Source organism: Henriciella sp., from assembly GCF_029936995.1.
Classification (GTDB): Bacteria; Pseudomonadota; Alphaproteobacteria; order Caulobacterales; family Hyphomonadaceae; genus Henriciella.
In genome coordinates this window covers 378,053-403,803 of sequence record NZ_JAPYRE010000002.1, presented here as the reverse complement: position 1 = coordinate 403,803, position 25,751 = coordinate 378,053, and the positions used below count along the sequence as shown (strand labels likewise).

Annotated in this window: 27 protein-coding genes; 18 read left to right on the top strand and 9 right to left on the bottom strand. The window is 59.4% G+C overall.

Annotation, left to right across the window (positions count from 1 at the left end; translation table 11 throughout):
- Positions 1 to 87: 87 nt before the first annotated feature.
- The 3 genes from ftsH (at position 88) to Q1K31_RS06260 (ending at position 3,584) form a co-directional block, all read left to right on the top strand.
- Complete coding sequence (gene ftsH / locus Q1K31_RS06270; RefSeq protein WP_300377876.1) at positions 88 to 2,004, top strand: ATP-dependent zinc metalloprotease FtsH; 1,917 nt, start codon at positions 88 to 90, stop codon at positions 2,002 to 2,004.
- A gap of 73 nt (positions 2,005 to 2,077) precedes the next feature.
- Entirely contained in the window at positions 2,078 to 2,902 is an 825-nt protein-coding gene (gene thiD / locus Q1K31_RS06265) for a bifunctional hydroxymethylpyrimidine kinase/phosphomethylpyrimidine kinase (protein WP_300377875.1), read from the top strand.
- Positions 2,856 to 3,584, top strand: coding sequence for a peptidoglycan DD-metalloendopeptidase family protein (locus Q1K31_RS06260; protein ID WP_300377874.1), 729 nt, complete (start codon positions 2,856 to 2,858; stop codon positions 3,582 to 3,584). The genes thiD and Q1K31_RS06260 overlap by 47 nt, the downstream gene beginning before the upstream one ends.
- On the opposite strand, the gene Q1K31_RS06255 is transcribed toward Q1K31_RS06260, so the two are convergent.
- The gene (locus Q1K31_RS06255) at positions 3,581 to 4,030 is read right to left on the bottom strand and encodes a DMT family transporter (protein ID WP_300377872.1); all 450 of its coding nucleotides are present in this window, start codon (positions 4,028 to 4,030) and stop codon (positions 3,581 to 3,583) included. The genes Q1K31_RS06260 and Q1K31_RS06255 overlap by 4 nt on opposite strands.
- 108 nt (positions 4,031 to 4,138) lie before the next feature.
- On the opposite strand from Q1K31_RS06255, the gene Q1K31_RS06250 reads away from it, so the two are divergent.
- The gene (locus Q1K31_RS06250) at positions 4,139 to 4,942 is read left to right on the top strand and encodes a PhzF family phenazine biosynthesis protein (RefSeq protein WP_367187536.1); all 804 of its coding nucleotides are present in this window, start codon (positions 4,139 to 4,141) and stop codon (positions 4,940 to 4,942) included.
- A 37-nt stretch (positions 4,943 to 4,979) separates the two neighbouring features.
- On the opposite strand, the gene Q1K31_RS06245 is transcribed toward Q1K31_RS06250, so the two are convergent.
- Together Q1K31_RS06245 and Q1K31_RS06240 are read right to left on the bottom strand one after the other, a co-directional pair.
- Positions 4,980 to 5,819 carry a TauD/TfdA family dioxygenase gene (locus tag Q1K31_RS06245; protein WP_300377867.1) on the bottom strand — a complete coding sequence of 280 codons (840 nt, stop codon included), beginning with the start codon at positions 5,817 to 5,819 and terminating at the stop codon, positions 4,980 to 4,982.
- 74 nt (positions 5,820 to 5,893) lie between these two features.
- Positions 5,894 to 6,796, bottom strand: coding sequence for a DMT family transporter (locus Q1K31_RS06240; RefSeq protein WP_300377864.1), 903 nt, complete (start codon positions 6,794 to 6,796; stop codon positions 5,894 to 5,896).
- 190 nt (positions 6,797 to 6,986) lie between these two features.
- On the opposite strand from Q1K31_RS06240, the gene Q1K31_RS06235 reads away from it, so the two are divergent.
- The 5 genes from Q1K31_RS06235 (at position 6,987) to Q1K31_RS06215 (ending at position 13,540) form a co-directional block, all read left to right on the top strand.
- Positions 6,987 to 8,150, top strand: a complete 1,164-nt coding sequence (locus Q1K31_RS06235; protein WP_300377861.1) for a phosphoserine transaminase — start codon at positions 6,987 to 6,989, stop codon at positions 8,148 to 8,150.
- Positions 8,151 to 8,217: 67 nt separating this feature from the next.
- Complete coding sequence (serA, locus tag Q1K31_RS06230) at positions 8,218 to 9,813, top strand: phosphoglycerate dehydrogenase (protein WP_300377859.1); 1,596 nt, start codon at positions 8,218 to 8,220, stop codon at positions 9,811 to 9,813.
- 215 nt (positions 9,814 to 10,028) lie between these two features.
- Complete coding sequence (locus Q1K31_RS06225; RefSeq protein WP_300377857.1) at positions 10,029 to 10,616, top strand: acyloxyacyl hydrolase; 588 nt, start codon at positions 10,029 to 10,031, stop codon at positions 10,614 to 10,616.
- A gap of 75 nt (positions 10,617 to 10,691) precedes the next feature.
- Entirely contained in the window at positions 10,692 to 12,158 is a 1,467-nt protein-coding gene (locus Q1K31_RS06220) for an NAD(P)/FAD-dependent oxidoreductase (RefSeq protein WP_300377855.1), read from the top strand.
- 86 nt (positions 12,159 to 12,244) lie between these two features.
- The gene (locus Q1K31_RS06215) at positions 12,245 to 13,540 is read left to right on the top strand and encodes an adenylosuccinate synthase (protein WP_300377852.1); all 1,296 of its coding nucleotides are present in this window, start codon (positions 12,245 to 12,247) and stop codon (positions 13,538 to 13,540) included.
- Here Q1K31_RS06215 and Q1K31_RS06210 read toward each other — a convergent pair.
- The gene (locus tag Q1K31_RS06210; RefSeq protein ID WP_300377849.1) at positions 13,537 to 14,340 is read right to left on the bottom strand and encodes an RNA methyltransferase; all 804 of its coding nucleotides are present in this window, start codon (positions 14,338 to 14,340) and stop codon (positions 13,537 to 13,539) included. The two genes, Q1K31_RS06215 and Q1K31_RS06210, sit on opposite strands and share 4 nt — an antisense overlap.
- A 23-nt stretch (positions 14,341 to 14,363) precedes the next feature.
- On the bottom strand, positions 14,364 to 15,251 hold the full coding sequence (gene rpoH, locus Q1K31_RS06205; protein ID WP_367187530.1) for an RNA polymerase sigma factor RpoH: 888 nt from the start codon (positions 15,249 to 15,251) through the stop codon (positions 14,364 to 14,366).
- Positions 15,252 to 15,546: 295 nt separating this feature from the next.
- Here rpoH and Q1K31_RS06200 point away from each other — a divergent pair, with 295 nt between their 5' ends.
- From Q1K31_RS06200 to Q1K31_RS06175, 6 genes are all read left to right on the top strand, one after another.
- A complete protein-coding gene (locus Q1K31_RS06200) occupies positions 15,547 to 15,753 on the top strand; it encodes a twin transmembrane helix small protein (RefSeq protein ID WP_300377845.1) in 207 nt (68 codons plus the stop codon).
- Between the two features lie 24 nt (positions 15,754 to 15,777).
- The gene (locus tag Q1K31_RS06195; protein WP_300377843.1) at positions 15,778 to 16,350 is read left to right on the top strand and encodes a cob(I)yrinic acid a,c-diamide adenosyltransferase; all 573 of its coding nucleotides are present in this window, start codon (positions 15,778 to 15,780) and stop codon (positions 16,348 to 16,350) included.
- Between the two features lie 10 nt (positions 16,351 to 16,360).
- Positions 16,361 to 16,795: a hypothetical protein gene (locus Q1K31_RS06190; RefSeq protein WP_300377841.1), complete on the top strand. Its 435-nt coding sequence runs from the start codon at positions 16,361 to 16,363 to the stop codon at positions 16,793 to 16,795.
- Between the two features lie 54 nt (positions 16,796 to 16,849).
- The gene (locus tag Q1K31_RS06185) at positions 16,850 to 17,110 is read left to right on the top strand and encodes a DUF3297 family protein (RefSeq protein ID WP_300377839.1); all 261 of its coding nucleotides are present in this window, start codon (positions 16,850 to 16,852) and stop codon (positions 17,108 to 17,110) included.
- 135 nt (positions 17,111 to 17,245) lie between these two features.
- A complete protein-coding gene (locus Q1K31_RS06180) occupies positions 17,246 to 17,992 on the top strand; it encodes an electron transfer flavoprotein subunit beta/FixA family protein (RefSeq protein WP_300377836.1) in 747 nt (248 codons plus the stop codon).
- On the top strand, positions 17,992 to 18,921 hold the full coding sequence (locus tag Q1K31_RS06175; protein ID WP_300377833.1) for an electron transfer flavoprotein subunit alpha/FixB family protein: 930 nt from the start codon (positions 17,992 to 17,994) through the stop codon (positions 18,919 to 18,921). Before Q1K31_RS06180 ends, Q1K31_RS06175 begins: the two co-directional genes overlap by 1 nt.
- A gap of 61 nt (positions 18,922 to 18,982) precedes the next feature.
- Here Q1K31_RS06175 and Q1K31_RS06170 read toward each other — a convergent pair whose 3' ends face one another.
- A complete protein-coding gene (locus Q1K31_RS06170; RefSeq protein ID WP_300377831.1) occupies positions 18,983 to 19,735 on the bottom strand; it encodes a Sir2 family NAD-dependent protein deacetylase in 753 nt (250 codons plus the stop codon).
- Between the two features lie 21 nt (positions 19,736 to 19,756).
- Complete coding sequence (locus Q1K31_RS06165) at positions 19,757 to 20,527, bottom strand: glutaredoxin (protein WP_300377829.1); 771 nt, start codon at positions 20,525 to 20,527, stop codon at positions 19,757 to 19,759.
- Positions 20,528 to 20,602: 75 nt separating this feature from the next.
- On the opposite strand from Q1K31_RS06165, the gene Q1K31_RS06160 reads away from it, so the two are divergent.
- Both Q1K31_RS06160 and Q1K31_RS06155 read left to right on the top strand, forming a co-directional pair.
- Entirely contained in the window at positions 20,603 to 21,013 is a 411-nt protein-coding gene (locus tag Q1K31_RS06160) for a MerR family transcriptional regulator (protein WP_300377828.1), read from the top strand.
- A 171-nt stretch (positions 21,014 to 21,184) separates the two neighbouring features.
- Complete coding sequence (locus Q1K31_RS06155) at positions 21,185 to 22,063, top strand: 3-hydroxybutyryl-CoA dehydrogenase (RefSeq protein ID WP_300377826.1); 879 nt, start codon at positions 21,185 to 21,187, stop codon at positions 22,061 to 22,063.
- Between the two features lie 10 nt (positions 22,064 to 22,073).
- Here Q1K31_RS06155 and Q1K31_RS06150 read toward each other — a convergent pair whose 3' ends face one another.
- Positions 22,074 to 22,880 (bottom strand): enoyl-CoA hydratase-related protein, encoded by an 807-nt coding sequence (locus Q1K31_RS06150; RefSeq protein WP_300377823.1) that lies wholly within the window; start codon positions 22,878 to 22,880, stop codon positions 22,074 to 22,076.
- 165 nt (positions 22,881 to 23,045) lie between these two features.
- On the opposite strand from Q1K31_RS06150, the gene Q1K31_RS06145 reads away from it, so the two are divergent.
- Entirely contained in the window at positions 23,046 to 23,915 is an 870-nt protein-coding gene (locus tag Q1K31_RS06145; protein ID WP_300377820.1) for a hypothetical protein, read from the top strand.
- A 1-nt stretch (position 23,916) separates the two neighbouring features.
- Here Q1K31_RS06145 and lepA read toward each other — a convergent pair whose 3' ends face one another.
- Complete coding sequence (lepA, locus tag Q1K31_RS06140) at positions 23,917 to 25,722, bottom strand: translation elongation factor 4 (protein WP_300377818.1); 1,806 nt, start codon at positions 25,720 to 25,722, stop codon at positions 23,917 to 23,919.
- Positions 25,723 to 25,751: the final 29 nt, after the last annotated feature.

The window sequence follows — 25,751 nt, the reverse complement described above, 5'->3', positions numbered from 1 at the left end:
GTTCGTAACCGCAATTGGAGTCGTTTTATGCTACTATCTTTCCTATATTAGCATCTCGAAACACTCACAGGACCGACGGATCAAGATATGAACACGCGTAATCTCGCTGTTTGGGGCCTCATCGCGGCACTCGTAGTTGCCATGATGATCGCCATGCAGGGCTCATCAGTCGCCGCAGGCTCGGAGAAGGTCGCCATTTCCGAGCTCATGACCATGGCCGAAGACGGTGAAATCAGTGAAGCGACGGTCACAAATGACCAAGTCACAGCAACCACGACAAGCGGCACAAGTGTGTACGCTGAAAAACTGCCGACCAACTACGAAATTTCCAACCGTCTCTCCGATCAAGGTGTTCTGGTCACTGAAGAAGCTAATACCGGCTTCAGTTTGGCCGGCCTCCTTCTCAACCTGTTGCCACTGATCCTGATCCTTGGTCTCTTCCTGTTCCTCATGCGCCAGATGCAAGGGGGCGGACAGGGCCGCGGCGCGATGAGCTTTGGCAAATCGCGCGCCCGAATGCTCACCGAGAAGAGCGGCCGCGTCACATTTGATGATGTCGCTGGTGTAGATGAAGCCAAGGAAGAGCTTCAGGAAGTTGTCGAGTTCCTGCGTGATCCGGCCCGCTTCCAGCGTCTCGGCGGCAAGATCCCCAAGGGCGCGCTGCTTGTCGGCCCGCCCGGCACGGGCAAGACCCTGATTGCGCGCGCCGTTGCAGGTGAGGCCGGCGTGCCTTTCTTCACGATTTCCGGCTCCGACTTCGTCGAGATGTTTGTCGGCGTTGGTGCCTCACGCGTGCGGGACATGTTCGAACAGGCCAAGCGTAATGCGCCCTGCATCATCTTCATCGACGAAATCGACGCGGTTGGCCGCTCACGCGGGGCCGGTCTTGGCGGCGGCAATGACGAACGCGAGCAGACGCTGAACCAGCTTCTCGTCGAGATGGACGGCTTTGAAGCCAATGACGGTATCATCATCATCGCCGCAACCAACCGTCCGGACGTGCTCGACCCGGCGCTCCTGCGTCCCGGACGGTTTGACCGTCAGGTCACCGTAAACAATCCCGACATTCTGGGCCGTGAGCGCATCCTCAAGGTGCATATGCGCAACGTTCCGCTCGCCAAGGACGTAAATCCGAAAGTGATCGCGCGGGGCACACCCGGCTTCTCAGGCGCCGATCTTGCCAACCTCGTCAATGAGGCCGCGCTGCTCGCAGCCCGGCGAGGCAAGCGTGTCGTCGCCATGGCGGAATTCGAGGACGCCAAGGACAAGGTGCTTATGGGGCCGGAAAAACGCTCCATGGTCATGTCCGACAAGGAACGCGAGCTCACAGCCTGGCACGAAGCCGGTCACGCCATCGTGGCCATGAATGTGCCTGTGGCCGACCCGGTTCACAAGGCGACGATCATTCCACGTGGCCGCGCCATGGGCATGGTCATGCAGCTGCCTGAAGACGACAAGATGTCGATGTCGAAGATCGAGATGACATCGCGCCTCGCCATCATGATGGGCGGCCGTGTCGCCGAGGAAGAAAAGTTTGGCATGGACAATGTCACGGCCGGTGCTGCCTCCGACATCCAGCAGGCCACCAAGCTGGCCCGTGCCATGGTTACGCGATGGGGCCTGTCCGACGAGATCGGCCCGGTCGACTATGCCGATGACCAGGGCGATGTGTTCCTTGGCCAGCAGCTCATGCAGTCATCGCACATTTCGGAAGACACCTCGAAACGTATTGAGGAAGAAGTCCGCAAACTGGTCCAGAAGGGCATGGATGATGCTCGCGACATCATGACCAAGCAGCGTGACAAGTGGGCTGCCGTGGCCGAAGGGCTTCTGGAGTATGAGACGCTGAGCGGCGAAGACATCCGCAACCTGCTGGATGGCAAGCCGCCGGAGCGTCCGGATGAACCCGATGAGCCGCAAGGCCCGGCCTCTGCGGTGCCGGTAACCGGAAAACGCCGCAAGGGCTTTGGTGGCAAGCCGGACGGAGACCCCAAACCCGCCTAGGTCTTGCTGTGAAACAGAAGGGGCGCCACCATTCAGGTTGCGCCCTTTTTTACTGCCAAAGCACGGATGCCCCATGATCGAGAAACGACCTGTCCCGAAAGGCCGCGTGCTTGTGATTGCCGGTTCCGATTCCGGCGGTGGCGCAGGTATCCAGGCCGACATCAAGGCCATCATGGCAATGGGCGGATATGCCATGACGGCCGTCACCGCCATCACCGTTCAGGACACGACAGGTGTGCACGACGTGCATCCTGTTCCGCTCGATACCGTACGCCAGCAGGTCGGCGCCTGCCTGAAGGACATCGGCGCCGACGCCATAAAGACTGGCATGCTGGCAACAGCAGAACTGGTCGAGCTGGCTGCCGAAGTTCTCGACATGCGCGCGCCCGATACACCCCGCATCATAGACCCTGTAATGGTCACCACCTCCGGTCACAGGCTGATAGACGAGCGCGCAGTCGAGGCGCTTTCTTCCCGTCTCCTGCCGGGGGCCTGGCTGCTGACGCCAAATGCACCGGAAGCCGAAGTGCTCACAGGCGAGACAGTCGACAGCGTCGATGGGCAGAAGCGCGCCGCAGAAGTCCTGCTTGAGAGGGGCGCGAAAGGTGTTCTGGTCAAGGGCGGCCATATACCCGGCCGCACCATCACTGATGTGCTGCACACAACGCACGGCGAATGGCTATTCGAAAGTGAGCGCATCGTGACGACCTCCACACATGGCACCGGCTGTACGCTCGCAAGTGCAATCGCCGCGCTCGTCGGTCAGGACATCTCCCTGAATGACGCGGTCGAAACAGCCAGGAACTATCTCAACGGCGCGATCAGGTCTGCCAAGGGGTTTGGCCAGGGTCATGGGCCTGTCCATCATGGCTGGCACATGGATCGCGGGGAAGCGTAACGCCGAAATGGACCGGCTGACTTCAATCCTGGGACACTATCACAGCTGGCTGGCCAAGCGCCGCACACGCCCTGCTGAAGTCATCAGCGGCCTGCACAAAGCACATCCGCTGCGCCTTGACCGCCAGGGCCTTAGCGAGCGTGGCTGGGATGACCTGCCACTCGACTGGATACCGGAAAACGGTGCCATTCACATGGGCGGTTATGGTGAAGAGCGGGCCATCTATGACACCCATGTCTTCGCCCCCGCCGGGGAAGAACCCCGTACCGTGCATCTGGGCCTCGATATCTTCGCGCCGGCGCAGACACCGGTCTTTGCGCCGCTCGACGGCACGGTTCATAGCCTCCAGCGAAACGACAATCCAAAGGATTACGGCCCGACCCTGATCCTCGAACATGCGATCAACCCGGAGCTGACCATTTATACCCTTTACGGTCATCTCGCGGCTGATGTTCTGGACGCGCTTCACGCAGGCAAAAACGTTACCGCCGGCCACCAGATTGCGGCCCTCGGTGCGCAGGACGTGAATGGTGGCTGGGCACCGCACCTGCACTTCCAGGTCATACTCGACCTGCAGGGCCGGACGGGGGATTATCCAGGCGTTGCAAAACGCAGCGACGCTGCCGACTGGCTGCAGCGATGTCCCGATCCCGGTGAGTTTTTCGGGCTTTCGCCTGCCTAGAACCGCCGAACCATATAGACGCCCAGGACGAGAAAGCCGATACCAAGCAGGCGCAGCGGGGTGGCCGGACGGACAGCCTGCCCAAAAGCGCCGAACTGGTCATACATGACAGCGGCTGTCAGCTGGCCCGCGATGACAGCACTCACCCATGCCGCAACACCAATCCGTGGAACAGCCGTCGCCGAACTCGTGACCATGACCGCCCCGATCAAACCGCCAACCCAGGCCCACCACGGTACGCTCATCGCCTGGCCATAGCTCGGTATGCGATGACCAAGAATGATGTTGAGCGCCAGCAGTGCCAGCCACCCGACGCTAAAGGAAATCAGGGCGGCGTGAATTGGCCCACCTATTCCGCCAGCCAGGCGGCCATTGATCGCGCCCTGGGCAGCAATCAGCGTTCCACAAATGAAGCCAAGCCCGACGAGAAGATTGCCAACCGGCATGCATATGCCTCCATGCGCTAAACATCGACTTAGAAAGTCTGGTTTGTGCTCACCCGTTTCAGCGGCTATTTGCAAGCCCTTCCTCAGGAGAAGTTCGAAATGACACGTGTGCCATTCTTCCAGATCGACGCTTTTGCAAGCCAGCCTTTCGAGGGCAACCCGGCCTGCGTCATGATGCTGGACGCCTTCCCGCCCGATGCAACCCTTCAGGCGATCGCGGCAGAAAACAATGTCTCCGAGACTGCCTTTATCGTGCCGGCTGGCGATGGCATCTGGGCGCTACGCTGGTTTACTCCGGCCATCGAAGTGCCGCTCTGCGGCCATGCCACTCTCGCCTCGGCGCATGTCCTTTTCAACGAGACAGGATTTGCGGGAGACGAGATCGTTTTCGAGACCGTGAAATCCGGTCAGCTTCGCGTGAACAAGCTCCCCGACGGGCGCTATGAGATGGATTTCCCGGCTCCGGAAGTGAGCCGTGTCGACATCACCGAAGACGTGGCAACCGCGCTGGGCGCATGGCCGCTGGAAGCCTGGGGTGGTCCGTTCTATGGAGCCGTCTTCGGGCATCCGGACGAAATCCATGCCCTGCAACCCGATCTCGACCTCCTAAAACGCCTCGGTGGCGGCAATGGCTGGGACAGAGGCAATTTCGGCTGCCTCGCGCGCGGCGGAAATGGCGTCGATGTCACCAGCCGCTTCTTTGCGCCGGGCAGCGGCATTCCCGAAGACCCGGCGACAGGTAGCTGGCATTGCATGGTCGCGGCAATCATGGGGCCGCGCCTTAAACAGCCGCTGGACTGCTATCAGGCCTATCCCGGGCGTGGCGCGCATATCGGCGTGGAGCTCGCTGGCAACCGGGTGAAGCTACGCGGACAGGCGGTGACGGTCATCGAAGGCCAGTTCTCGCTCTAGCGAAGGCCCAGCCGCCGCGAGCATGACAGTGGCAAGCTCAAAAGGGTCTGTCGCCGTTTACCGTTACCCGCCGCATATGACGGCGATGGCCCTGATAATCATTAAGCGCATAGTGCCAGGTGCAACGATTATCCCAGAATGCCACCGACCCGGCTTCCCAGCGGAAGCGGCAGGTAAACTGTTCCTGGCGTGAGTGCTCGAACAGGAGATTGAGCAGCGGGCGGCTTTCACGCTTCGTCCAGCCCTTGAAGCGCAGGGTGAAGGCCGGGTTCACGTAAAGCCCCTTCTTGCCAGTCTCGGGATGCGTGCGGACAACGGGGTGTTCAAATTCCGGCGCATCGCCCGCTTCGCGGGTCTGCATGGACTGCCGGTTCATCGCCGATTGGCCTTTCGGCCCATACTCCCGCCCTGCAGAATGGATAGCCGTAAGCCCCTGTAGTGTCTCTTTCAGGCCATCGGAGAGGGCTTCATACGCCGCGATCTGGTTCGCAAACAGCGTATCGCCGCCATAGGGCGGAACTTCCAGCGCATGCAGGATCGAGCCGATCGCAGGCTTCTCCAGGAACGACATATCGGTGTGCCAGCCACCGCCGAAATTGGTCTTTTCTTCCGGCTCCTTGATGATCTCCATGATCTCAGGATGGCCTTCCATGCCGCTGACATAGGGGTGGATGTTAAGTGTGCCGAAGCGGCGGCCAAAAGCCTTGTGACGGTCCGGGGTAAGGTCATGCTGGTCGCGGAAAAAGATGACATGGTGATCGAGAAAGGCCTGGTGGACCGCATCGAAGGCTTCGTTCGACAGCTCCTCGGCGAGGTTCACGCCCTCAATCTCCGCGCCCAGCGCACCTGCCACCGGCTTTATGTTCACTGTCGCCATATCGTCCTCCCGGTCTGGCTGTCATTCATGCAGCCTTGAGAGTAGTCTACCCCACACGCCCGGCGCGTGAAAGATCACACAGGGGCACGTCGCCGGGCCTGCCTTTGGGACAGCCACACGCCCGCCAGGATGAGAAGAAAGGCGGCCAGTGCATTCCAGCGATGGGTCTCCCCGAAAGCATAATAGCCGATCACCGCCGACATGACCGGGATGACATAGCCTGTCAGCGCCACGAAAGTCGCACTCGTCCGCGCGACCAAGTACATCAGGATGATACCGGCTGCACCGGTCGAGACAGCACCCAGCCCGACAACTGAGGCCATGTTCGCTGCGTCCGGCTGCACCTGCGTCCAGTCTGTCATCGCAAGCATTGGCAGGGACACAATCGCCGCCACTGCCAGGAAACCCACCGGCAGAACGGTCGGGGCCATGCGCGGGGCCTGCCGCGCGATAATGCTGTTGACTGCATAGCAGAATGCTCCTGTCAGCACGAGGAGCTGGGCGACGAGATCGGCATTGCCAAGACCTTGCAGGGCATCTGGCCCAAGCAACAGGGCCACCCCGGCAAAACCGGTCACCAGACCTGCGACCTTGTAGCCTGTAATGCGCTCATCTGCGAACCGGAAATGGGCGAGCCCGGCGGTGAACAGCGGCGCACCAGAGATAAGAAGGGCAGCCAGCGATGAGTCGATGGTCTTCTGCCCCACCGTAATCACATAGAAAGGCATGGCCGTTCCGATCGTCCCGATCCCCAATATGGCAAGCCATGACGAACGATCGGAGAAAGGCGGCAGACGCTCACCACGCACCAGCATGACGCCCCAGAGGATGATAGCCGCAGAGATGAGCCGGCCGGGTATAATGACGCTCGCCGGGAGCCCGCCAACGGCGATCTTGGTCATTGCAAAGGCACTCGCCCAGCAAAAGGACAGCAGGAGGAACAGGCCCCAATCGGCGGCAGAACGGCGTGTCGTCATCTTCGGGGCAGGTCCTTACAGGCGCAGTCTCTGTTTCGAGATTGCAGCCCGGACAGTCCACGGCAAGGCCCTGCGTAAACAGAACGTCATAAACAAACACTTTGATGCAGCGCAAAAATCTGGCATAGGGGCCGTGGGCCAGGCGCCCCCAACGGTGCCCAGCCTATCTGTAAGGATAGGAGGAAAACAGATGACTACCCACGCAAAGCCGGACGTACGTCCGGATTGTCCGCACTTCTCGTCCGGACCCACAGCAAAACGTCCGGGCTTTTCACTCGCAAAACTCGAATCTGCCGCGCTTGGCCGGTCCCACCGGTCGAAAGACGCGAAGGCAAAGCTCAAGGACGCAATCGAGCGCACCAAGCAGGTTCTCGACCTGCCTGAGGGCTACCGCGTTGCCATTGTGCCTGCATCCGATACAGGCGCTGTCGAAATGTGCATGTGGTCGATGCTCGGCTGCCGGCCGGTCGATGTATTCGCCTGGGAAAGCTTCGGCATGGGCTGGGTTACAGACGCCCAGAAACAGCTGAAACTCGACGATTGCGAACTTTATGTCGGTGACTATGGCGTCCTGCCGGACTTCAACAAGGCACGCGATGATGCCGATATCGTCTTCACCTGGAACGGCACCACCTCCGGCGTGCGCGTCGATGACCATAGCTGGATAAAGCCGAACCCGGACCGGGTCGTGATCTGCGACGCGACCTCGGCAATCTTCGCCCAGGACATCCCGTTCGAGAAGCTCGATGTCATCACCTATAGCTGGCAGAAAGTGCTCGGCGGAGAAGCTGCCCACGGTATGCTGATCCTGTCGCCGAACGCCGTGAAGCGTCTGGAAAGCCACACGCCTGCATGGCCCGTGCCGAAGGTGTTCCGCATGACCAAGGGCGGCAAGCTGAATGAAGGCATCTTTGAAGGCTCGACCATCAACACCCCTTCCATGCTATGCGTCGAAGACTATCTCCAGGCGCTTGACTGGGTTGAAAGCCTCGGCGGACCGAAAGGCCTCAAGGCGCGTTCCGACAAGAGCCTGAAAATCCTGGAAGACTGGGAAGCCAAAACAGACTGGATCGAGTTCCTCTGCGCGGATCCGAAGGTTCGCTCGAACACGGGCGTGTGCTTCACGATTGCCGATGAACGTGTGAAGTCCCTCGACACCGATGCACAGGAAGCCTTCGTGAAGAAGATCGTCTCCCTGCTGGAATCAGAAGACGTCGCCTACGACTTCAACTCATACCGTGATGCGCCTCCGGGCCTTCGCATCTGGGTTGGCGCAACGGTCGAACCTTCCGATGTCGAGAAGCTGCTTCCGTGGCTCGACTGGGCCTTCGAGACCGTCGCCGCAGACCTTTAGGCGATACACCCTTCGACATTCGTAATTTATCTTACTGGCAGTCCAATTCCCGCTGGAGGAATTCAACATGACCAAAGTCCTTATTGCTGACAATCTCAGCCCCGCCGCCGTCGAGATCTTCAAGAATCGCGGCATCGAAACCGAAACTCGTGTCGGCCTTTCCAAGGAAGAGCTGATCGAAATCATTCCGGAGTTTGATGGCCTCGCGGTGCGTTCGGCCTGCAAGCCCGACGCCGACGTCATCGAAGCAGCAACGAACCTGAAAGTCATAGGTCGCGCCGGGATCGGCGTCGACAATATCGACATAAAAGCCGCCACCGCGAAAGGCATCGTGGTGATGAACACCCCGTTCGGCAACGCCGTCACCACTGCCGAGCACGCCATCGCCATGATGTTCGCCGCCGCCCGGCAGATCCCGGCCGCCGATGCCGGTACACAGGCTGGCAACTGGCCGAAGAAGAGCTTCGTCGGCACAGAATTGTCCTACAAGACGCTCGGCCTCATCGGGTGCGGCAATATCGGGGCCCGTGTCGCCGAGCGCGCCAAGGGACTGACGATGAAAGTCGTCGCCTATGACCCGTTCCTGACAGAAGAGCGTGCCGTGGAACTGGGCGTCGAAAAAGTCGATCTCGACACGCTGCTGGCGCGTGCCGACATGATCACGCTGCACACACCGCTGACCGACCAGACACGTAACATCCTGTCCAAGGAGGCTCTCTCGAAAACCAAGAAGGGCCTTATCCTGGTCAACTGTGCACGCGGCGGCCTGGTCGATGAGGCTGCTGTGCGCGAACTGCTCGACTCCGGTCATATCGGTGCGGCGGCATTCGACGTTTTCGTGGATGAGCCTGCCAAGGACAATGTCCTGTTCGGGGCCCCGAACTTCGTGGCCACGCCACACCTTGGTGCCGCCACCGTGGAGGCACAGGAAAACGTCGCCCTGCAGGTCGCCGAACAAATGAGCGACTTCCTGCTGACAGGTGCCGTCACGAACGCGCTCAACATGCCGTCTGTGACCGCCGACGAGGCCCCGCGCCTCAAGCCCTATATCGACCTGGCCGAAAAGCTCGGGCAATTCGCCGGACAGATTTCAGACCACGGTTTCGAGGAAGTCATCATCGAGTATGAGGGTGAGGTTTCCGAGATCAATCGCAAACCCGTTACGGCTGCCGCGCTTGCTGGTGTCCTGCGCGCCTCACGCGGTGATGTCAACATGGTCTCCGCGCCTGCTGTCCTGCACGATTCAGGTGTGAAATTCTCTGAGACCGTGACCGAAGACAGCCCAGTTTATGACAGCCTGATCCGTATCAAGGTACGTGTTCCCAAGACGGCCAATTCGGACGAAACGGGCTGGCGCTCGATCGCCGGGACCGTCTCGGCCGGTCGCCCGCGCGTTGTCGAGGTCAAGGACATGCCGCTTGAAGGCGACTTCTCCCCGGTGGTCCTTTACGTCAACAATATCGACAAACCTGGCTTCATCGGGTCTCTCGGCGCCATGCTGGGTGAGGCCAATGTGAATATCGCCACTTTCCATCTGGGCCGCCAGTCCGTCGGCGGCGAGGCGATCGCCCTCATCGGGATCGATGCCGAGCCGGACCCGGAGGTGACGCAGAAGATCGATGCCCTGCCGCATGTGCGCTACGCCAAGGTATTGCACTTCTAGGCTCGATATTCTGCGATAATCGCCAGACACATGACAGGCCCGCTCCGGGAAAACCGGAGCGGGCTTTTTTCATGCCGGGCAAGTCCGTTTTGGCCCGCTAAAGGTTGCGGGAAAGACATAATGCCCTGATTTTTCTTGCCTGCCCCGGCCGAAGTCCTTGACCTTCAGCCTCTCCGGGCCTTTCTGGGCAGGTTGTTGTTTCTAAAGGTCCTGTCATGAATCGTTTTCTTGCCACCGCATCTCTGACGTTTGCTTTCCTTGCTGTCGCGCCGGGCGCTCATGCGCAACTTGTCGAAGAGGCCCGGCTTGGCATCATGCAGCACAATATCTGCGTCATCGACTGCAAGAACGCCGACAAGGAAGACGGGCCGACAGTGGAAGGCGAGCTTGTTTTCGCTTCGCCAGACTTCTTCCGCTATATCCTGAGCCCGCGCCCCTATGCGCTCGCCTCTATCAACACGGCAGGCGATACGAGTTATGGCGCCATTGGCCTCGTTTGGAACTGGGACTTCGCCCGGAACTGGTCTCTCGAGCCGAGTCTTGGTTATGCGATCCATGACGGAGCGGTTGCCAGCCCGTTCCCCCAAGGCAGCCCCGAGAGCAATGCCTTCTCCCAGGAAAATGTGCTTTACGGCTCTGAGGACCTGTTTCGCACAGGCCTCGCCGTCAACCGGGATATCGGTGAAAACTGGGGGCTTCAGCTCCAGTATGAGCACCTCTCTCATGGCCAGATTCTCGGCGATGGACGCAATCAGGGGGTCGATAGCATCGGGCTTCGCGCCTATTGGGAATTCGGCGGCTGATCCTTACCCGCGGTCACGCTTGCATTAAGCGGCTATCAGACGAATCCTGCCTGAAATACAAACAGGGAGGTTCGCATGGCGCAGAAGCATGCCATCATCATCGGTGCCGGGCTCGGCGGCCTGACCGCAGCCATCAAGCTCCAGGAAGCAGGCCATACCTTCGAGCTGCTCGACCGCAACCCGAAAGTCGGCGGCACCTGGTACGAGAACACCTATCCCGGTGTTGCCTGTGACGTGCCAGTGGCACTGTACCAGCTATCCTTCGCCCAGAGCATCAACTGGACGCGCGCCTATCCGCAGGGCCCGGAGATCCAAGCTTATGCCGAGGAGATCGCAGACCGCTACCAGCTTCGTCCGCACATGCATATGAATGACGCAGCCGTGTCAGCGGAGTGGGACGAGAAAAGCAAGACATGGACGGTGAAAACCGAAGGCGGCAAGACCTTCAAGGGAGATGTCCTTGTGGGCGCGCTTGGCCAGCTCAACCGTCCCAGCTGGCCAGACATTGAAGGACTGGAAAGCTTCCGGGGCGACAAGATGCATTCGGCCCGCTGGGATCACTCGGTGTCACTCGAAGGCAAAAGGGTCGGTGTGGTCGGCTCTGCGGCAAGTGCCGTGCAGGTCATCCCCGAAGTCGCGAAAATCGCCTCTCATCTGACGGTTTTCCAGCGCACACCCAACTGGGTGACACCCCGCCGGGATGTGCCAATAACTCCGCAGGAACAGGCCCTGATGTTCACTGAGCCCGAGACGGCCATGGACCTTGGACAACGCAACCGACAGCTCATTTACGACAATGCCGACCATTTCTTCTGGAAGGTCTTTGAATGGACAGAAGCGGGCCGCGAAGCCTACACGACCATCGCAACCAACCATCTCAACGAGCAGGTCAAGGACCCCGAACTTCGTAAGAAACTGACCCCGGATTATCCAGTCGGTTGCCGGCGCATCCTGATATCTGACGATTACTTCCCGGCCCTTGAGCGCGATAATGTGGAACTTGTCACGGAGGGCGTCGTCAGTGTCAATGAAACCGGCGCCACCACCAGCGACGGTATGCACCGCGACTTCGATGTCCTCATTTTCGCGACCGGGTTCGAGACAACCGGCTGGAACTGGTCGGTGGATGTAAAGGGTTTGAAGGGCAAGCACCTCAACGAGGAATGGGCCGATCACCCCGAGGCCTATGCCGGGATCACGGTCGCCGACTTCCCCAACCTGTTCATCCTCTACGGGCCGAACACCAATCTTGGCCATAACTCCATCACCTTCATGCTGGAGCGTCAGGTCGAGTATATGGTGAAAGCCTTGCTGACGCTGGACGAGAAGTCAGCTGATGCCATGATGCCCAAGAAATCTGCGCAGGATCGCTGGAACAACGAGATCCAGGCCCAGCTCCAGAAGACAGTCTGGGCCGACCCGGCGTGTAATTCCTGGTACAAGACTGAGGACGGCCTGATCACGCAGAACTGGTCCTCACATACACGCGATTATGCAAAGGCTGTCGCGGAGGTGAAGGCCGACGACTACGAACTCGCCTGACCTTAAGGCATCCGGGGCATCTCGCCTCTTGCAATTCGCCGGTAAACCCTGTCAGTGACGCACGGGTTTTCAAGGAGTATTGTCTGATGGCAGGTGTGGTCGTTGTCGGCGCCCAGTGGGGCGATGAGGGCAAAGGCAAGATTGTGGACTGGCTGTCCAGCCGGGCCGATACGGTCGTGCGTTTCCAGGGTGGCCACAATGCCGGGCACACGCTGGTGATCGGTGACAAGACCTTCAAACTGAACCTGCTTCCGTCCGGCGTGGTTCGCGGCGGCAAGCTCTCAGTCATCGGCAATGGCGTCGTCGTCGACCCCTGGCAGCTACTGTCAGAAATCGAAGGCATGGCAAAGGAAGGCGTCGAGCTTGGCCCTGATGACCTGGTCCTGGCTGACAATGCCTGCCTTATCCTGCCCTGGCACAAGGACATTGATGCTGCCCGCGAAGCCGCACTCGGCGACTCCAAGATCGGCACGACCAAGCGTGGCATTGGCCCGGCCTATGAAGACCGCGCCGGGCGCCGGGCCATTCGTGTGGCCGACCTGGCCGACCCTGCCGCGATCGACCTGAAGCTGGAACGCCTGCTGGCCCATCACCGGCCCCTTCGCGCCGGCCTCGACATTCCGGAGCCGGATGGCGAGAAGCTCAAGGCCGATCTCCTCGCCCTTGCCCCGAAAATCCTGCCCTTCGCCAAACCTGTCTGGAAGCTCCTCAACGAGCAGGTCAAACTCGACCGCCGGATCCTGTTCGAAGGTGCGCAAGGCGTCATGCTCGATGTCGATCACGGCACCTATCCCTTCGTCACCTCGTCCAACGTTGTCGCTGGCAACGCCTCGGCTGGTGCTGGCGTGGGCCCAAGCGCCATCTCCTATGTCCTCGGGCTCGCCAAGGCCTATACGACGCGCGTGGGCTCCGGCCCCTTTCCTACCGAGCAGGACAATGAGATCGGCGAGCGGCTTGGCACCGCCGGCCACGAGTTCGGCACGGTCACGGGACGCGCACGCCGCTGCGGCTGGTTCGACAGCGTTATGGTCCGCCAGGCTTGTGCAACATCAGGCGTCAGCGGACTCGCGCTCACAAAGCTCGACGTGCTCGACGGATTCGAAGAGATCAAGGTTTGCGTCGGTTATCGCCTGAACGGCAAGGAGATCGACTATTTCCCGGCCGGACTGACGGATCAGGATGCGGTCGAGCCGGTCTATGAAACCATGCCCGGCTGGAAGGACTCGACAAAAGGCGCACGGAGCTGGGCTGACCTGCCCGCCGAAGCGGTGAAGTATGTCCGCCGCCTGGAAGAGCTGGTGGGCAAGCCCTGCGCGCTGGTCTCGACCTCGCCGGAACGCGAAGACGTCATCCTGATGCGGGACCCGTTCGAGCGCGGCTAGACCTGTTGACGGGCTTCGAAAATGCGGCTGAGTGCAAGCGCGCCGGCCGTGGCAACATTCACGCTATCGAAGTCCGGCGCCATCGGAATGCGCACGGGCTTCGCCCCGCCAATCAGCGTGTCCGGCAGGCCCGGCCCTTCCGCGCCCAGAAGAACAGCGACCCGGCCACTGACGGGCATTTGCGAAATCGGTGTCGCATCGGCGCGCGGCGTCATTGCCCAGACCTGGTAGCCTGCGTCTTTCAGCGCTGCGTTATGGTCTGCACCTGTCCCGCCATGATGAAATGGCAGCCAGAGTGCACTTCCTGCTGAAACACGGATGGATTTACGATAGAGCGGGTCACAGCTCTGCTGATCGAGCAGGACGCCACCGACACCGAAAGCCGCCGCATTCCTGAAAGCGGCACCGACATTGTCATGGTTGGAGATGCCGTTCAGGACCAGCAGCGTCTCGGCCCCCGTAACCTCTTCCAGTCCGAGCGGACTGCCCTTTCGGGCACAGGCCAGCACGCCGCGATGGATGGGAAAGCCAGCAACCTTGTCCATCACCGTCTGCGGCGCGACATAGACCGGAACATTTTCCGGCAGCTTCTCCAGCGTACTCCTGAGGGGTTCAAGCCGCGACTCGCCTATGAAAACGCTCTCGATGGCAAAACGAGAGCGCTCGGCGAGTATGCCAAGCGTCACCTTGCCCTCGACTATGAACCGGCCATCCTCACGCCCTGTCAGGTCGCGCTCTCGAATGGAAATGTAGGGCGCAAGACGCGGGTCACTTGCCTGCGTAACAGCAACAGGTCTCATGCAGGATGGCAGACCGGACAGGCTTAAGCCCCGACCGGCAGCCCCTGCTCTTTCGCCATCCGCTTCATGGCCTTCTGGATTTTCTCGAAAGCACGTACTTCGATCTGGCGGATGCGCTCACGCGAGACGTTGTAAACCTCGGAAAGCTCTTCCAGCGTTTTCGGTTCATCCGTCAGTCGGCGTTCCTGCAGGATATGCTGTTCACGTTCTGAAAGATCACCCATGGCATCCTGCAGGAGCTCCATGCGTGAATCGAACTCCTGACGATTGGCATAGGTCTCGGCCTGGCCAGGCTCGTCATCGGTGAGCCAGTCCTGCCACTCCATGTCGCCCTCGACACCCATCGGCGCGTTAAGCGAAGCATCTGAACCGCTCATCCGGCCATTCATGCTGAGGACGTCTTTTTCAGACACGTTCAGACGCTCAGCAATCTCGCTGACCTGTTCAGGATTGAGATCACCCGTTTCCAGCGCGCGGATTTCACCCTTGATGCGGCGCAGGTTGAAGAACAGCTTCTTCTGCGCGGCTGTCGTGCCGAGTTTAACAAGGCTCCATGAACGCAGGATATATTCCTGGATCGCAGCACGGATCCACCACATGGCATAGGTTGCCAGGCGAAACCCCTTGTCTGGATCGAATTTCTTGACGGCCTGCATGAGGCCGACATTCCCTTCGGAAATGACCTCCGCCATTGGCAGGCCATAGCCGCGATAGCCCATCGCGATTTTTGCTACGAGACGAAGGTGGGATGTCACCATTTGCTCGGCCGCTTCCGTGTCTTCATGCTCCTGCCAGCTTTTGGCGAGCATAAACTCTTCCTGCTTCTCAAGCATGGGAAACTTGCGGATCTCCGTGAGATACCGGCTGAGGCCCTGCTCGGGGCTGAGGGTAATTGATGTGGTCTTGACCATCGACATTATCTCCCTGTCTACAGAGACTGACCCGTAAGAGACGGCATCAGTTCCGTATCGGATATGGAAAAAGCTTATAGCCCCGCTCGGCGGCGGCGTCTTTCCCCGTTTTGCGCATCTGAATTATCACGCAGATGCATAAATGGGTGTAATCGCGGCCGAATAAAGGCCCTGAGAAGGGGGTGCGTCAAAAACTGTCAGCTTATCAGCGCTTGCGGCGAGGCGGCGCACCTGAACACGCATGACTTCTGCCCGCGAACCCTCTAGACAGGGGTTTTACTAACAAGGATTTCTCATGGCCAACATACTGACCATCGGTTTCTACATCGCGCTTGCCGGCCTGATTGTCATCCTTGGCCTGGGGCTGTTCAACCTCACCCGGACGGACCCGGATCAGGCGAGCCGCTCGAACAAGCTGATGCGTATGAGGGTTCTCGTTCAGGCGATCGCAATCCTGATACTTTGTGCCCTTGGTTTCGTTCTCGGCGCATTTGGCGGATAGACAGAAGTCCTGTAGGGGCACCCGATGGTAAAGCTGGACAAGATCTATACTCGCACCGGTGACCGCGGGAAAACGCGCCTGTCGACCGGCGAACCTGCCGACAAGTGGCATCCCCGTGTCACTGCCTATGGCACTGTGGATGAGGTGAATGCGGCTCTCGGCATCGCTGCGCTTGAAGCGGAAGGCGAGCAGGCTGACGCCATTCACCGCATCCAGAACGACCTGTTCGACCTTGGCGCAGACCTCGCAACGCCAGATCGCGGCAAGGAGCTGGGCTGGGAACCGCTGCGGATCGTCAAGACACAGGTCACGCGGCTGGAAACCGAGATCGATGCCATGAATGCGGATATCGCCCCCCTGGACAGCTTCATCCTGCCGGGCGGCTCGCGCCTTGCGGCTCATCTACACGTTGCCCGCACGATCTGCCGCCGCGCCGAACGTGATGTGGCCAGACTTGCCGCCGCAGAGGACGAGGAGGTAAGCCCGGAAGCACTCGCTTATATCAACCGCCTGTCCGACTGGCTGTTCGTGGCGTCGCGCGCCGCCAACGGGAATGGCACACGTGACGTGAAATGGGTTCCGGGCAAGAACCGGTAAGTCGTGCATCATGGCAGAACAGTCCGCACTGCGCTTTCTTGGCAGCTGGAAACTCGATCCGGCCTCCAGCAAATACCAGCAGGGAGACGCCCCCCTCTCCGGCACCTATGCGATCTCCGCAGAGGGAGAAACGCTCGTCTTCGACATGGCGTGGCAGGACGCGAGCGGTCAGGATCAGACAGCCCGGTTCAGCGGCAAGCCCGATGGCGTGGCCGCGCCGTTCCCGAATACAGACCTGATTGACCGCATCGCCATCAAGGCCGAGAGCAACTCCGAAATCGCCATAGCCGCCTATCTCGGCGATGAGATGCTGATGCGTACCAGCCATATCCTGATCGACGAGCAGACAATGCGGGTGGTTCAGACGGTCTACCTGCCAGATGGCACGTCACCATCCAACCGGTCAGTCTATTACCGCAGGGGTCCAGGCGAAATCCCATCCTAGGCTCTCACACAAGCCCCTTGAGATTTCCCGCTCATCCGGGCAAGTCATGAAGCCATGACAGATACAAACACACCCCCTGACCGCCTGAGCCTCGATCCGCGCAGCCCGCATTATGATGAAGCCCTCATCTCCCGCGGGGTCGGCGTGCGCTTCAAGGGCGAGGAACGCACCAATGTCGTTGAATACTGCCTTTCGGAAAGCTGGATCAAGGTAGCCGCAGGCAAGTCGCTCGACCGAAAGGGCAATCCGCTGACCCTCAAACTCAAGGGCCCGGTCGAGGTCTGGTTCGAGGATGTCGACAACCAGGGCGAGTAGGCATTTTCCCTGCTCTGCACGATAGCAGACTATCGCGACGAATTGACCTTTACGTTAGCGACAAGCTTGATTGTTGCCCGCTTGGTCTTTAGGTGATCGCGAGACTTCAGGATCATCAAATATGGGAGCTAGCCTATGAAGGTGCTCGTGCCCGTTAAACGGGTCATCGATTATAATGTGAAAGTCCGCGTCAAGTCGGACCAGACCGGTGTGGATCTTGCCAACGTCAAGATGTCGATGAACCCCTTCGACGAGATCGCTGTCGAAGAGGCTGTCCGTCTCAAGGAGTCGGGCGCCGCAGAGGAAGTCATCGTCGTCTCGATCGGCCCGCAGCAGGCGCAGGAAACCCTGCGCACCGCGCTCGCCATGGGCGCTGACCGCGGCATCCTGGTCAAGACCGATGACACTGCCGAACCGCTGGCCGTCGCCAAAATTCTCAAGGGCGTCGTCGAGGAAGAAAGCCCCGATCTTGTCGTGCTCGGCAAGCAGGCGATTGACGACGATTCCAACCAGACCGGCCAGATGCTGGCTGCCCTGCTTGACTGGCCGCAAGGCACATTCGCCTCCGAACTCTCCATCGAGGACGGCAAGGTGACCGTGACGCGCGAAATCGATGGCGGCCTCCAGACACTGGCACTGGAAAGCCCGGCAATCATCACCACCGACCTTCGCCTGAACGAGCCGCGCTATGCGTCGCTGCCAAACATCATGAAGGCGAAGAAGAAGCCAATCGACGAGAAGTCCCCTGATGATTTCGGTGTCGACATGGCCAACCGCCTGAGCGTTGTTAAAGTCACCGAGCCGCCGGAGCGTGAAGCTGGTGAAAAAGTTGAGGACGTTTCCGAACTGGTTTCGAAACTCAAGACGAAAGGAGCCCTCTAATGGCTGTTCTGGTACTTGCCGATCACGATAATGAGGCGCTCTTCGACGCGACCCACAAAACCGTCACCGCAGCCAAGGCTTTTGGCGGCGACATCGACATCCTTGTCGCTGGCAAGGATGCTGGTGCCGTGGCCGAGGCAGCCGCGAAGATCGACGGCGTTCGCAAAGTCCTCCATGCCGAGGGCGACCCATATGAGAAGCAGCTGGCCGAAGCCATGGAAGCGCTGATCGTCCCGATGATGGACGGCTATGACGCGCTCTTCGCGCCAGCGACCACAATGGGCAAGAACGTTTCACCGCGCATCGCCGCCAAGCTCGATGTCATGCAGATTTCCGATATATCGGCTGTCGAGAGTGCTGATACGTTTGAGCGTCCGATCTATGCGGGCAACGCCATGATGACGGTCAAGTCATCCGACGCCAAGAAGATCGTCACGGTCCGTGGCGCATCCTTCGATGCGGCTGAAGAAGGCGGTTCGGCTTCCGTCGAGACCGTGGACGCTCCTTCCGGGCCATTCAAATCGGCATTCGTCGAGGAGAAGATCGTCCAGAGTGACCGTCCGGAGCTGACGTCTGCAAAACGCGTTGTTTCAGGTGGCCGGGCTCTTGGCTCCAAGGAAGAGTTCGACCGCGTTATCGTGCCGCTGGCTGACAAGCTCGGCGCAGCGGTTGGCGCCTCGCGCGCAGCTGTCGATGCCGGCTATGCGCCGAACGACTATCAGGTCGGTCAGACCGGCAAGATCGTTGCCCCGGAACTTTACATTGCCATCGGCATTTCCGGTGCCATCCAGCACCTTGCCGGCATGAAGGATTCCAAGATCATCGTTGCGATCAACAAGGACGAAGAGGCCCCGATCTTCCAGGTTGCCGATTATGGCCTGGTCGCGGACCTCTTCAACGCCGTGCCGGAGCTGACCGAAGCGGTCTAGCTCGCAAATAGTACCGCATACAGGAAAAGCCCCGGTCCCCAAACAAGGGCCGGGGCTTTTTCTATGCGCTCTCGAGTTCTGACATAACCTCATCCATCAGCGCACCGATCTCGGCATTCATGACGAGGTGAGCGTACGCATCCATGTCGGTCGGCTCACGGTTGACGATGACCAGCTTGGCACCGGCACGGCGCGCCAACACCGGAATACCTGCAGCCGGATAGACCACAAGCGATGAACCGAGCACGATACACAGGTCGGAAGCTTCGGCTTCGGCCGTCGCCCGCTCCATCTTGTCTTCAGGCATGGCCTGCCCGAACGATATCGTCGCGGTTTTCAGCAAGCCGGCACAGTTTACGCAGACAATCTCCTCATCCGCCTCCCAGGGGGCACGCAACTCCTCGATCTCATGGCGCATTCCACAATCGAGACATTTGGCGTAAGAGGCATTGCCGTGGATCTCGATCACCTGGTGATCGGGCACACCGGCATCCTGGTGGAGATTGTCGACGTTCTGCGTCACCACAGCGCCAACCTTGCCCTGCCTGACCAGCTCAGCAATGGCATAATGCCCGGAATTCGGCTGCGCGCCGACCCATCCGGCCGTACGGTTGAAAACCCGCGTCCATGATTCCCGGCGCGCATCGCGTGAAGATACGAAATCCTGAAAATAGATCGGCTGCATCTTGGACCAGACGCCGCCCGGCGATCTGAAATCGGGAATACCGCTTTCAGTGGATATGCCCGCGCCAGTGAAGATGAGCACGCGCTCGGCGTGCCGGATCAGGCGGGCGACTTCTTTTGCATCACTCATGGATCAGTACCTATACGATGCCTAGAGCAGCATCCAGAGGCCCATTGCGATCATCATCAGGTTCTCCGTGAGCGATATGAAGCCCAGCGGCACATTGGAGTCGCCGCCGACGCAGGCGCATTTCAGCTCCCGCTTGTCGATATAGACCGCCTTGAAAACGGAAACTGCGCCGAACGTGCCAATGAACAGGGCGAGCGGCGATGCGATCCATGTCAGGGCCCCGGCAACCATGAGTATGCCGGCTGTGACCTCAGCGAAAGGGTAGAAGAAGGCATAGCGCACATAGCGTTGAGCCAGCAGGTCATAGCCAAGAAACTGGTTCTGGAATGCCTTCAGATCCTGGAGCTTCTGTATCGCCAGAATACACATTGAAATGGAAATGAACCATTCGGCCGCGCGCACGGTAAAAATCGTATCGAAAGCTGCCCAGCTGAACGCCAGGGCCATCAGTGCGGCCGTCGCAAAAATCGCGATCACAGGCTGGTAGGTTGTCTGGTCCTGCTTGTCGGCCTCGACTTCCTTGCCGAAGAACCGGCGCAGCTCGTCGTGCCCGCCAACGCGCTGCCCATTGATCCAGGTCTGCGGGGTTGTCTTTACACCATGCTTTTCCTTGAAGGCATCGGTCTCTTCACGCGTCGTGAGATGATGGTCCTCGACGTCATACCCTTCGCGCTTCAGAAGATCGCGCGATTTCAGCCCGAACGGACAGATGTGCTGGTCCATGACCATGCGGTAAAGGACAGCCTTTTTCGGTCCATCCTGCGCACTTATTTCTCTTGTCGTTTCTGTCATCAGAGCAACTCCATCTCTTAAATAGACTACAGCTGCCGCTTAAATAGGTTCCGTACCATGGTACGGAGTCAAGACATGGAAAATCTGACAATCGGGCAGCTCGCAGCCGCGGCAGGCGTCGGTGTGGAAACAGTTCGTTACTATCAAAGGCGCGGTATACTCAAAACGCCAGTTCCCCAGACCGGATCGGGAAGCCGACGCAAGATTGCCCGGTATGGCAAGGAAGACCTCAGGAGGCTACACTTCGTGCGCGCCGCGAAACTGGCCGGTTTCACGCTCACGCAGATCTCCGAACTGCTGCAACTCGACGCCAGCCAGGACAGAGAACGTGCCCGCCAGCTTGCCGAGGAGCGTATCGGTGCGCTCGACACCATGATCGAGCAGCTGAAATTCTCACGCGATGCGCTGGAAAAGCTGGCCCGTGAATGTGCCAATGGCGAACCGGGCCCTTGTCCAATCCTGTCGACTTTCGAAGCCGGAAGATAATCACATCATAGATAGTTGCGACACTGCCCTGGGTGGAAAACTGCTGTGCTCACCGGGCCACATTCGCTGGCTGACTGGCCCGCCACATGCTCACAGGCCTTGATTTTTGGTGCACTGCACAACCAGTCTTGCTAGGTATACTTTGAAAATGATCCGCCTTCGGAGGGCTTTATGGGCAAGATCAGTACTGTCGGTGTTATTGGTGCAGGCCAGATGGGAAACGGTATCGCGCATGTCGCGGCGCTGGCCGGTTACAATGTTCACCTGAACGACATCTCGGATGAAGCGCTCGCCAAGGGTATGGAAGCTATCGAAGCCAACATGACCCGGCAGGTATCCCGGTCACTCATCTCACCGGATGAGCTGTCCGCCGCCATAAAGCGTATCAAGCCGAGCACGTCCCTTACAGCTTTCGAGCAGGTCGATCTCGCCATCGAGGCGGCGACCGAGGAACGGGAAGTCAAGGAAGCCATTTTCAAGTCCCTCTGCGAAGTGGTGCCAGACCACGCCTATCTCGCCACGAACACCTCCTCGATCTCGATCACCCGTCTTGCCGCCACAACGGACCGGCCCGAGAAGTTCATCGGCCTGCACTTCATGAACCCCGTGCCGCTGATGAAGCTCATGGAAATCATCCGCGGACTGGCAACCGACCAGGATACCTACGACATGGCGCTAGGCTTTGCCGAAGCGCTGGGCAAGACCACCACCAATGCCGAGGACTATCCGGCCTTCATCGTGAATCGCATTCTCGTCCCGATGATCAACGAAGCCGTCTATGCCCTTTATGAAGGCGTCGGCACGGTGGAAGCTATCGACACGGGCATGAAGCTCGGGGCCAACCATCCGATGGGCCCGCTTGAACTGGCCGACTTTATCGGCCTCGATACCTGCCTGTCGATCATGCAGGTCCTGCATGACGGGCTGGCCGACACGAAGTACCGGCCCTGCCCCCTTCTCGTGAAATATGTCGAGGCTGGCTGGCTCGGGCGTAAGGTCAAGCGCGGCTTCTACGACTATAGCGGCGACAAGCCGGTCCCGACACGCTAGGAAGCCTGCGCTAGCGGCCCTTGAACTCGGCCTGCCGCTTCTCGAGAAACGCCATCATGCCTTCGCGCGCATCCTCTGATTTCATCAGGGGCAGGAGCTGCAGGAAGACATGATGGACATGCTCTGTGAACGGCTCTGAAAGCCCCATGCGCATCAGGCGTTTCGAGGCCTGCACAGCCATGGGAGCGTTCGAGGCAATCTCGTCCGCCATTGCACGGGCCTCATCCATCAGTGTGTCATGGGCAACAACCCTGAAACACAGACCATAGTCCAGGCACTCTTCGGCGCTGAGAGTCTTGCCCGTGAAGATAAGCTGGGCAGCCTTTTCCCAACCCAGCATGCGCGGCAGGAACCATGTCCCGCCAGACTCGGGAAGAATACCGCGCTTTGTGAACGCGGCGGCGATCTTCGCCTTGTCTGACATGATACGGATATCGCACCCGAGTGCGGTGTCCATGCCATAACCGGCCGCGCCGCCATTGATGGCGCATATCGTGGGCGTGTCCATGTTGAACAGGATGGTCGGCGGCGTGTTGCGCAAATCCAGATTCGCGCTGGAGACCGCGCCGGAGCCCATGCCTTCATCCTGCGTCGCGCTTTCGAGGTTTAGTCCCGCACAGAAAGCCCGGCCCGCGCCAGTCAGGATGACGCAGCGCACCTCCGGGTCGGCATCAGCCTTCAAAAGTGCCTGTGAAAGCCCGTCCAGCATCGGGCCGGATATGGTGTTCATCCGGTCGGGCGCGTTGAGCGTAATCGTGGCGACATGATCGCTGACCTCATAGATCAGCTCATCAAACTGCGTTGCTGTATCCGGCATTTGGTACCTCCCTTGTCTTGTTATCGACAGCCTATGCGCATGGCGCGGGCCTGCCTATCGGTGACGTCGGGGAGGAATTTCTGGAAAACCCAAAAAAGCACAATTGCAGTCTTTCCAGGGACAGGATTTGCAATAACATTCACCAACCAAGGTGGGGAAGGCAGGGTGCGGCGGCTACTAACAGATCCGATATTCCAGCTTTGCACGGCTGTGGCAGCAATCCTGCTGCCCCTTTTGTGCAAGTATGTATTTGGTCTGGACCTCCAGGACTATGTTCCTGAAGACATAGATGTAAATGCAGCCATACCGCTCGTTGTTATCCTCGCGATACTGGCCTTTAACGCGGTGCGACTGCTTGTATCGCGAGTGATATTGCCAAGTCGCGTGATCTGTCACGATGTCCGGTACTTTTATTCGTTTGCCGAGAATGGAGACTTCGAAGCGAGTATCATCAACCGCATTGAAAACCGCTCGAAGCGAACCTTGCACCGCATCCCGAATGAAACACTTGTCTGGAACCGTGAACTGAATGGCGGCAAGGTGCTTTTCAAGATTGTTTACCGGGATGGCGACCGACCGCATGCCTTTCGCAACAAGGGGCATGCCGTCAGCCCAATCGACATTGCCGTAGACCGGATCCGGGGCCGCAAACCCTATAGTGTGACCTGGTCGCCAGAAGTCGAGCCCGGCGTCATGCGCGGTGAAACTATTGCCTACGAGGTCCTGATTGCGACACCGGGCACAGAAAGCGATGCCTTCACAGACGCTGGATCGACTCTTGGCTTTCCCGTAAGCATTGACACGTTCCGGGCCCAGCTCATTGCGAAAGCCCCGTTCGGATACAGGTTCAGCTTTGCCACACCGAAAGTCGAGGTCATTGCCATAGATACCGGCATGCCTATCGAAAACTTACCGGATGACCTGCCCGAGCCGGCGATTTCCGACGATGGAAGCCTCCTGGAATGGGAGCTGAAAAAGCCACGTACAGGTCGCCGCTACTGGATCAACTACAGGCTGGCTCGAAAAGCCTACTGACCTAATCGTCATCCATGCGCAGCGCGGCGACAAACGCCTCCTGCGGGATTTCGACCTTCCCGAACTGGCGCATGCGCTGCTTGCCGGCTTTCTGTTTTTCCAGAAGCTTGCGCTTGCGCGTTGCGTCGCCGCCATAGCATTTCGACGTCACATCCTTGCGCAGGGCTGAAATGGTCTCACGCGCGATGACACGCCCGCCAATCGCCGCCTGGATCGGAATCTTGAACATTTGCCGGGGGATGAGCTCTTTCAGGCGCTCGCACATCTGGCGCCCGCGGCCCTCTGCCCGGTCCCGGTGCACCAGCATTGAAAGCGCATCGACCGGTTCCTCATTCACGAGGATCGACATCTTGGCGAGATTGCCCGCCCGGTAGCCGATCAGCTCGTATTCGAAACTGGCATAGCCCTTGGAGATGGACTTCAGCCGGTCATAGAAATCGAAGACGATCTCGTTGAGCGGCAGCTCGTATTTGCACATGGCCCGCCCGCCGACATAGGAGAGCTCCTTCTGGATGCCGCGGCGGTCCTGGCAGAGCTGAAGGATCGAGCCGAGATGCTCGTCCGGGGTATAGATCGTAGCCGTGATCCAGGGCTCGCGGATTTCATCGATCTTGACCACGTCCGGCATGTCAGCCGGGTTATGAAGCTCAAGCTCGGAGCCATCCGTCATCGTCATTTCGTAAACGACCGAAGGCGCCGTCGCGATCAGGTCGAGGTCGAACTCGCGCGACAGGCGCTCCTGAATAATTTCGAGGTGAAGCAGGCCGAGGAAGCCACACCGGAAGCCCATGCCAAGCGCGGCCGAGGTTTCCATCTCCCAGGTGAAGGACGCATCGTTGAGGCGCAGCTTGCCCATGGCGTTGCGCAAGTCATCAAAGTCGCCAGCATCAACCGGGAAGAGCCCGCAGAAGACCATTGGCACGACTTCCTTGTAGCCCGGCAACGGGGTGTCGGTCTGGTTCTTCTCGTCCGTGATCGTGTCACCGACCGCGGTTTCGGCAACTTCCTTGATCGAGGCCGTCAGGAACCCGACCTCGCCGGGTCCAAGCTCGTCAACGTCAGTCGGCTTTGGCCCGAAGATGCCGACCTTGTCGACCTCATAGGTCGATTTCGCGCGCATCATACGGATCTTCTGCTTCTTGCGCAGTACCCCGTCGACAATGCGGACGATGACGACAACGCCGAGATAGGGGTCGTAATAGGCGTCGATCAACGAGGCCTTGAGCGGCTTGTCCGCATCACCCTCAGGCGGCGACGGCAGGCGCTGGACGATGGCCTCCAAAACGTCTTCGGTGCCGATATTGTTCTTGGCCGAAATCTCGATCGCATCGGACGCATCGAGACCGATAATATCCTCGATCTGCTCCTTCACGCGCTCAGGTTCGGCGGCTGGCAGGTCGATCTTGTTGAGGACAGGGATGATCTCGTGATCCTGCTCGATGGCCTGGTAGACATTGGCAAGCGTCTGCGCCTCTACGCCCTGCGAGGCGTCGACCACCAACAGGGATCCTTCGCAGGCGGCGAGACAGCGCGAGACTTCATAGGAAAAGTCAACGTGGCCCGGCGTATCCATCAGGTTCAGGATATAGGTCTCGCCATCCTTTGCCTCGTATTCCAGGCGAACCGTCTGGGCCTTGATCGTGATGCCGCGTTCCTGCTCGATGTCCATGGAATCGAGCACCTGTTCGCGCATCTCGCGATCGGTGAGGCCACCCGTGACCTGGATCAGCCGGTCAGCCAGGGTGGACTTGCCGTGGTCAATATGTGCCACGATGGAGAAATTGCGGATTTTGTCGCGGGGTATCATGATTGCGCCATATAGCGGTGCTTGAGCTT